Source organism: Teichococcus aerophilus (genome assembly GCF_014490485.1).
Classification (GTDB): domain Bacteria; phylum Pseudomonadota; class Alphaproteobacteria; order Acetobacterales; family Acetobacteraceae; genus Pseudoroseomonas; species Pseudoroseomonas aerophila.
In genome coordinates this window covers 1-7,347 of sequence record NZ_JACTVA010000015.1, presented here as the reverse complement: position 1 = coordinate 7,347, position 7,347 = coordinate 1, and the positions used below count along the sequence as shown (strand labels likewise).

8 protein-coding genes are annotated in these 7,347 nt (G+C 68.6%); 6 read left to right on the top strand and 2 right to left on the bottom strand.

What is annotated here, in order from left to right:
- From IBL26_RS10345 to IBL26_RS10320, 6 genes are all read left to right on the top strand, one after another.
- On the top strand, positions 1 to 957 hold a 957-nt coding region (locus IBL26_RS10345), incomplete at its 5' end, for a chorismate mutase (protein ID WP_206684190.1).
- Entirely contained in the window at positions 954 to 2,039 is a 1,086-nt protein-coding gene (hisC, locus tag IBL26_RS10340) for a histidinol-phosphate transaminase (RefSeq protein WP_187784406.1), read from the top strand. The genes IBL26_RS10345 and hisC, both read left to right, overlap by 4 nt.
- Entirely contained in the window at positions 2,032 to 2,958 is a 927-nt protein-coding gene (locus IBL26_RS10335; protein ID WP_187784405.1) for a prephenate dehydrogenase/arogenate dehydrogenase family protein, read from the top strand. The genes hisC and IBL26_RS10335 overlap by 8 nt, the downstream gene beginning before the upstream one ends.
- A 118-nt stretch (positions 2,959 to 3,076) precedes the next feature.
- The gene (locus tag IBL26_RS10330; RefSeq protein ID WP_187784404.1) at positions 3,077 to 3,526 is read left to right on the top strand and encodes a DUF2383 domain-containing protein; all 450 of its coding nucleotides are present in this window, start codon (positions 3,077 to 3,079) and stop codon (positions 3,524 to 3,526) included.
- Positions 3,527 to 3,659: 133 nt separating this feature from the next.
- Positions 3,660 to 3,947: a con-10 family general stress protein gene (locus IBL26_RS10325; protein WP_187784403.1), complete on the top strand. Its 288-nt coding sequence runs from the start codon at positions 3,660 to 3,662 to the stop codon at positions 3,945 to 3,947.
- A gap of 87 nt (positions 3,948 to 4,034) precedes the next feature.
- Positions 4,035 to 4,541, top strand: a complete 507-nt coding sequence (locus tag IBL26_RS10320) for a YciE/YciF ferroxidase family protein (RefSeq protein ID WP_187784402.1) — start codon at positions 4,035 to 4,037, stop codon at positions 4,539 to 4,541.
- A 171-nt stretch (positions 4,542 to 4,712) separates the two neighbouring features.
- Here the strand turns inward: IBL26_RS10320 and IBL26_RS10315 are convergent, their stop codons facing one another.
- Together IBL26_RS10315 and IBL26_RS10310 are read right to left on the bottom strand one after the other, a co-directional pair.
- On the bottom strand, positions 4,713 to 4,997 hold the full coding sequence (locus IBL26_RS10315) for a hypothetical protein (RefSeq protein WP_187784401.1): 285 nt from the start codon (positions 4,995 to 4,997) through the stop codon (positions 4,713 to 4,715).
- A 230-nt stretch (positions 4,998 to 5,227) separates the two neighbouring features.
- Positions 5,228 to 7,347, bottom strand: a 2,120-nt coding sequence (locus IBL26_RS10310; RefSeq protein ID WP_187784400.1) for a mechanosensitive ion channel family protein, incomplete at its 5' end; no start/stop codon positions are given.

Genomic DNA, 7,347 nt, shown 5'->3' with positions numbered 1-7,347 from the left:
TGCTGGCCAGCCGCCATGCCCGACCAGACCCCCACGCCCCCCGCCCCGTCCCCGGTGATGCCCCCCTCCCCGCAGAATGCGGCGGTGGAGGCCGTGCCGACCGACCAGTCCCCGGACCAGCCGCCACCCGCGCTGCCGCAGGCTGGCGACCTGGCCGCCCTTCGCGGGGAGATCGACCGGATCGACACCGCGATGCACGATCTGCTGATGCAGCGCGCCGGGCTCTCGGCGCACATGGCCGCCAGCCGCGCCAAGGGCACCGCGCCCAGCTTCCGCCCGGGGCGGGAGGCCGCCATCCTGCGCCGCCTGCTGGCCCGCCATGCCGGGCCGTTGCCGCGCGGCGTGGTGGTGCGGCTGTGGCGGGACATCATCTCCAGTTCCCTGGCGCAGCAGGGGCCGTTCAACATGGCGGCGCCGGGCACTGCCGAGGGCGTGGAGGCACAGCTGGCGCGCGGCCATTTCGGCCTGCTGACTCCGTTGAAGCTCTACCCGACCCCGTCCCGCGTGCTCTCCGCCGTCGCCAGCGGCGAGGCCACCGTGGCCATCATGCCTGCCCCGGCGGAGGGCGAGCCCATGGAAGCCCCATGGTGGGTGCAGATGGAAGCGCCCCGGCTGCAGGTGGTGGCCGGCCTGCCCTTCCTGGCCACCAGGGAAGGCGCCGAGCCCCAGGCCTTCGTCGTCGCCCCCATCGTGCCGGAGCCGACCGGGCGGGACCGCACCCTGCTGCGGCTGGAACCGGAGGCGGAGCATACCAGGCCGCGAATCGCCGCCGCCTTCGCCGCGATCGGCCTGCCCACCCGCTGGCTGCTGCGGCGGGACCTGCCGAACCCCATGGCGCTGGCCGAGGTGCAGGGCTTCCTGGCGCCGGACGACCCTCGCCTCGCCTCCTTGCCCTTCCAGCGTATCCAGATTCTCGGCGCTTATGCCGAGCCCGAGACGGAAGACCTGCCCGCATGACCGTATTGCCGCGCCCCTCCATCCTGACCATCGAGCCCTATGTCGGCGGCGAGTCGAAGATCCCGGGCGTCAACCGCATCATCAAGCTCTCCTCCAACGAGGGTGCCTTCGGCCCGCCGCCCAAGGCGATCGAGGCCATCACCCAGGCGGCGCGGGAGGCCCACCGCTACCCGGACGGCAGCGCCCGCGCCTTGCGGGAGGCGATCGGCGCCAAGTTCGGGCTGGACCCTGCGCGGATCGTCTGCGGCAACGGCTCGGACGAACTGATCTCCCACCTCTGCCTGGCCTATGGCGGCGAGGGCACTGAGGTCGTCATGAGCGCCTACGGCTTCATGATGTACGACATCGCCGCCCGCTACGCCGGCTCCCGCGTGCTGAAGGTGGCCGAGCACGACATGAAGGCGGATATCGACGGCATGATCGCCGCCGCCGCCGGGCCGCGCGTGCGGATCGTCTTCATCACCAACCCGAACAACCCGACCGGCACCCTGCTGCCCTCCTCCGAAATCGCCCGCCTGCGCGCCGGACTGCGGGACGACGTGCTGCTGGTGCTGGATTCCGCCTACGCCGAGTACGTGACCGAGCCCGGCTACGACGCCGGCGAGGCGCTGGTGGATGCCGCCGGCAACACCATCATGCTGCGCACCTTCTCCAAGATCTTCGGCCTGGGCGGCATGCGGGTGGGCTGGGGCTATGCCAGCCCCGAGATCATCGACACGCTGAACCGCGTGCGCGGCCCCTTCAACGTCGCCGCCGCCAGCCAGGCCGCCGCCGTCGCCGCCCTGGCGGAGGAAGGCTGGGAGGAGAAGTCGGTCGCCCATAATCTGGAATGGCGCGGCAAGGTGGTGGCGGCGCTGGAAGCCGCCGGCATCAAGGTGTGGCCGAGCCAGACCAATTTCATCCTCCTCGATTTCGGCCAGCCGGAGCGTGCCAAGGCCGCCGACGCCGCGCTGAAGGCGCGCGGGCTGATCGTGCGCGCCATGGGCGGCTACAGCCTGCCGCAGTGCCTGCGCATCACCATCGGCACCGCCGAGGAATGCCAGATGGTCATCGACGCGCTGACCGCCTTCTCGCATGGCTGAGCCAGAAGCTGCCGCGAACGGCGCCGCTGAAGGCGGCGGGCCGCTGTTCCGCCGCCTGTGCATCATCGGGCTGGGCCTGATCGGCTCCTCCATCGCCCGCGTGGCGAAAGAGCGCGGCGATATCGCCGGCACGCTGGTGGCCTGCGATACCGGCCCGGGCGTCGCCGCCCGGGTGGCGGAGCTTGGCATCGCCGACGTGGTGGAAACCGACGCGGCCAAGGCCGTGCTGGACTGCGACGGCGTCATTCTGTGTGTGCCCGTCGGCGGCTTTGCCCAATTGATGGCGGAGATCGCGCCGCATCTCTCGCCGGGCACGGTGCTGACGGATACCGGCTCCACCAAGGGTTCCGTGTTACGGGACCTGCTACCGCTGCTGCCGGAGGGCGTGCACCTGGTGCCTGGCCACCCGATGGCCGGCACCGAGTATTCCGGCCCCGACGCCGGCTTCGCCACGCTGTTCGAAGGCCGCTACGTAATCCTGACGCCGCCCCCCGGCACCGACCCCGGCGCGGTGGAACGGGTGACGGAGCTGTGGCGCAGCTCCGGCGCCATGCTGGAGACGATGGATGCGACGACGCATGACAAGGTCGTTGCCATCGTCAGCCACCTTCCGCACCTGATCGCCTTCACCATCTGCTCCACCGCGGATGACCTAGCGCAGGAGACGCAGGAGCAGGTGCTGAAATTCGCCGCGTCCGGCTTCCGCGACTTCACCCGCATCGCCGCCAGCGACGTGAACATGTGGCGCGACATCTTCCTAAACAATCGCCCTGCATTGCTGGAGATGCTTGCGCGCTTCAGCGAAGATGCCCAGGCGCTGGGCCGCGCGGTGCGCTGGGGACAGGCCGATTTCATCGAGGACCGTATCCATCGCGGCCAGAAAGTGCGGCGCAGCTTGATCGCGCTGAATCAGGCTTAGGCACGGCCAGCCTTACAGTCTGGTGATCGCCGCCCGCCCGCGGGCGGCGCAACACCTTTGCGTCCGACCTGTTTATGGCAGGCATCCTTAAGGGTGTTCACCAGCACAGGAGGACAGAATGGTCACCACCGTCGGGACGGAATCCACCTACGAGAAGCTGCTGCGCAACCTGCTGTTGCTGGAGCACGACGCGATCGCCGCCTATGAGCAGACGATCCAGCGGCTGGATAACAAGGCCTGGGCGCAGCAGATCGCCGCCTTCAAGGCCGACCATGACCGCCATGTCCAGGAACTGACGCAACTGGCCGGCACCGCGGGCGCCGAGGCACCGATGGAAGGTGACGCGAAGCAGTTGCTGACCACCGGCAAGGTGGCGATGGCCAGCATCATGGGCGATGCCGCGACGCTGCGGGCGATGAAATCCAACGAGGAAGACACCGTCTCCGCCTACGAGCGGGCCAGCCAGCATTCGGCGGCACCGGCCGAGGCGCTGCAGATCTTCAAGCGTGCCCATGAAGACGAACTGCGCCACCGCGCCTGGATGCAGGAGACGGCAAGCGCTGCCTGATCAGTAAAAGCTGGTCCTTCACAGTATAGATTTTAGATTTACGAATTTTCACCTAAACCTTATCCCCGCCAGGAGTGTTAAAATCATAACCGCTTCTGAGAACAGGGGCGGGATGGAAAGAAAGGAGGCTAGAATGACCCAGAGTAATCGCGGCTTCGGTTCGATGGACGATAAGAAGCAGAAGGACATCGCCTCTCAGGGCGGCCAGAGCGTCCCCGCCGAGAAGCGCAGCTTCTCCCAGGATCATGAACTCGCCGCCGAAGCCGGCCGCAAGGGCGGCCAGGCCAGCCATGGTGGCGGCTCGCAGGGCGGGCAGTCCTCGGGTGGCCAGTCCTCCGGCGGCAACTTCGCCCAGGACCGGGAGAAGGCCAGCCAGGCCGGCCAAAAGGGCGGCCAGAACAGCCACGGCGGACGTGGCTGACAAGGCCACGGGCTGACAAGATCGGGGGCGGCGGCCACCAGGCCCCGCCCCTCTCGCTACCATTTCAAATCCGCAGAGGAGTGACCGATGGCCGGGATCAAGACCTTCGACGACCTGTTCCTGCACACGCTCAAGGACATCTATTACGCCGAGCGGCAGATCCTGAAGGCTTTGCCGAAGATGGCGAAGGCTGCTGAGGATTCGGCATTGCGCGATTCCTTCATGCTCCACCGGGAGCAGACGCAGCAGCAGATCGAGCGCCTGCAGCAGGTGTTCGAGATTCTCGGCAAGCGGGCCCAGGGCGTGACCTGCGAGGCCATCAACGGGCTGATCGAGGAATGCGAGGAATTGCTGGAGGAGTCGCCGCAGCCCAGCGCGGTGCGCGACGCCGGCCTGATCGCGTCCGGCCAGGCCATCGAGCATTACGAGATGGCGCGCTACGGCACCCTCTCCGCCTGGGCCAAGCAGGCCGGCAAGAACGACATCGTCGCGCTGCTGGACGAGACGCTGGCCGAGGAGAAGCAGACCGACGCGCTGCTGACCAAGATGGCTACCAGCCAGGGCAAGAACCGCCAGGCTAGCCAGGCGGCCTGATCGGCCACACGCTGAACGTCAAAAGGGCCTCATCCCCGTGGGATGCAGGCCCTTTTCGTATGCCTGAAGCATCGGGATCGTGGTTCGGCCCCACGCTCTTTCCATAGGCCCAGCCGGGCCCTGGCTTCTTCGAGGCAGGGCACGCCCCTGCCTCGCGGCATCAGCCGTCCGTCAGGCAGCGCTGGCAAGGCGGATGTGGCGGCCTTCCATGGCCTCCACGCGCCGGACGCCGATGATCTGGCCGAGATTACCGGCGACGAGATGCAGCATCTCCACCGGCATGGCGTCGAGCCCAAGCTCCACCCGCAGCAACTCGCCTTCACGCTGGGCGCGGACACGGTCGGGCACCAGGTCCCGCTTGGCCAGCGGTTCCAGGACACGGGAGAGCAGGCCGGGATAGGCATCGGCCACGACGACGAAGCGGGCGACGGTAAGGGCCGGGGAAAGATCTGACATGATGTAAAAATCCGGGACGTATGCGCCACGCTGTGGCGCTGCTGCGATGAGGCGTGCGGGGCTATCCCGGCCGCTGCCCCCCGCAGGGCGCTTAGGCGGCCGGGCCGCTAATAATCATCATCCCGGTGGATGCTGGACGGCTCATGTAGTGAGGATACGCACCGTTCCACGCCCGCCACAAGCTGGCGGGCGCAGACCGGCCATGCGTCAGGCGCATTTCGCCATTGAGTTCAGGGCGCCGGCGGGCCGAAAGCGCGGTCCTGCTGCTGCTCCGGCCCATCGAATGTCAGGCGCTGGCGGGGCGCCGGAATCTCGATGCCCAGTTCCTCGAAACGCAACTTGATGCGGCGATGCATCTCCCGCCGTACGTTCCAGCGCTGGATCGGCTCGGTCTTGATGCGCACGCGCACCACCGGGCCGTCGGGGGAAAGCCGCTCCACCCCCATCACCTCCATCTCGTCGCGGATGGCCGGCGCCCATTTTGGCTCGGCGCGCATCTGGGTGCACAGGGCGGTCAGCACATCCACCACCCGGTCGGTATTCTCGCGGTAGGTGATCTGGATGTCGAACATGGCGAAGGAGAAGTCGCGCGTCATGTTGGTGACGCCGTTCACCGCGCTGAACGGGATGATGTGCAGGCTGCCATCTAAGTCCCGCAGCTTGATCGAGCGGATGGAGAGCTGCTCCACCACGCCGGACTTGGTGCCGAGGGTGACGACGTCGCCCACCGTCATTGCATCCTCCAGCAGCAGGAAGATGCCGGTGATGACGTCCTGCACCAGCTTCTGCGAGCCGAAGCCCAGTGCCAGGCCGATGACGCCGGCACCTGCCAGCAGCGGCGCGACGTTGACGCCGATCTCCGTCAGCAGGTTGAGCGAGACGAAGAGCAGGATGACGCCGGCCAGGGTGGTGCGCAGCATGGGCTGCAACGTGCGCAGCCGGGCGCTCCTCGCCGCATCGGCGTCGCGGGAAAGCTTTTCCAGGTGCCGCTGCATGCCGACATTCGCCACCTCCCACACCACCACCGCGATCAGCACGGTGAAGGCGAAGGAGAGGCCGGAGCGCAGCAGCTGGCTGCCCAGCGCGCCGGGGGCGAACCAGCCGAAGGAATCGATGCCCCAGACTTCCAGCAGCACCAGCACCACCACCAGCGTCAGCACCGCCGAGGCACAGCCCTTCAACAGGGAGACGTAGCGGTTGGCCTGGGATTCCAGCCCCGGATAGCGGCTGGAGAGGTCGGGCGAGACGCGGAAGCCGCGGGTGATCAGCCCGCGCACCGCCATGTCCAGCAGCTTGCCCACCGCCAGCACCACCACCGTCACCGCGCTGGCGCCCAGCAGGCGGGAGAAGCCGTCCTGGATCTGCAGCGCCCAGACGCTCCACAGCGCCAGCAGGTACAGGATGGCCAGGATGTGCCAGATCTCGGCCAGCCGGTCCCGCGCACTGCGCAGGCTGCGGCGGGTGCGGTCCGGCCTTTCGTGCTCCTTCAGCGGCGGCGCGCGCAGCAGCCGCGCCACCGCCACGCGGTTCTGCAGCACGATGATGCCGAGGAACAGCGAGACGATCAGCAGCATCAGCCGCTGGATGGCGTCGTAGGCGCCCCAGGGCAGGCCGAACAGCAGCCCGGCTTCGGAAAGCGCGTAGCCCCAGATCACCACCATGGTCAGCCGCCGCAGCCAGAGCGAGACATAGGCCGCCGGCAGGTCTCCCCATGGCACCAGGCGAAGGGAGGGCGCGGCCGGCGAAAGCAGCATGCGGCTGAGCGCCAGGATCAGCCGGCCGAAGATGTAGGTGTTGTTGGCGATCAGCATCAGCAGCTGCGTCGTCGGCAGCGGCCGCACCGTGCCGATCAGCCCGTATGACACGACCGCGAAGGCGGCCACCGGCAGCAGGTCCAGCACCAACCGGCCCAATACCAGCGGCATGAGGCGCAGCCGTGCCCAGCCATGTGCGCTTTCCAACGGTGCCGCCGCGTCCAGCCGCTCCTTCCAGCCGCGCAGGGCATGGCGGGCCAGCCACTCCGCCAGCAGGCCCAGGCCGAACAGCAGCAGCAGCTTCCAGGAGGCATCCAGCACCCGCGCCTGCGTCACCGGGTCCCGCGCCACGGTGGAGGACCAGGCCAGGATGCCCGGCAGGTCCGTCACCGCCTGCGCCGCCGCGATCACCTGGTCCGACACCGCTTCCATGCGCTGGGAGACGCCGACCAGCAGCTGCCCGCCCAGCGTGTTCGGCGCCAGCAGAGGCGCCTCCAGCCCCGGGATGGCGGCGGCGGCGCCGTTGGCCGGTGCCGCAGCCCCTGCACCGGTGGCAGGCGGCGCGGTGCCTGCCGGCGCGGCAGGAGGCGCGGCGG

What these genes read in the sequence shown, in the direction of transcription:
- hisC (WP_187784406.1), top strand. Translation starts at nt 954, where the DNA reads ATGACCGTATTGCCGCGCCCCTCCATCCTGACCATCGAGCCCTATGTC.
- IBL26_RS10335 (WP_187784405.1), top strand. Translation starts at nt 2,032, where the DNA reads ATGGCTGAGCCAGAAGCTGCCGCGAACGGCGCCGCTGAAGGCGGCGGG.
- IBL26_RS10330 (WP_187784404.1), top strand. Translation starts at nt 3,077, where the DNA reads ATGGTCACCACCGTCGGGACGGAATCCACCTACGAGAAGCTGCTGCGC.
- IBL26_RS10325 (WP_187784403.1), top strand. Translation starts at nt 3,660, where the DNA reads ATGACCCAGAGTAATCGCGGCTTCGGTTCGATGGACGATAAGAAGCAG.
- IBL26_RS10320 (WP_187784402.1), top strand. Translation starts at nt 4,035, where the DNA reads ATGGCCGGGATCAAGACCTTCGACGACCTGTTCCTGCACACGCTCAAG.
- IBL26_RS10315 (WP_187784401.1), bottom strand. Translation starts at nt 4,997, where the DNA reads ATGTCAGATCTTTCCCCGGCCCTTACCGTCGCCCGCTTCGTCGTCGTG.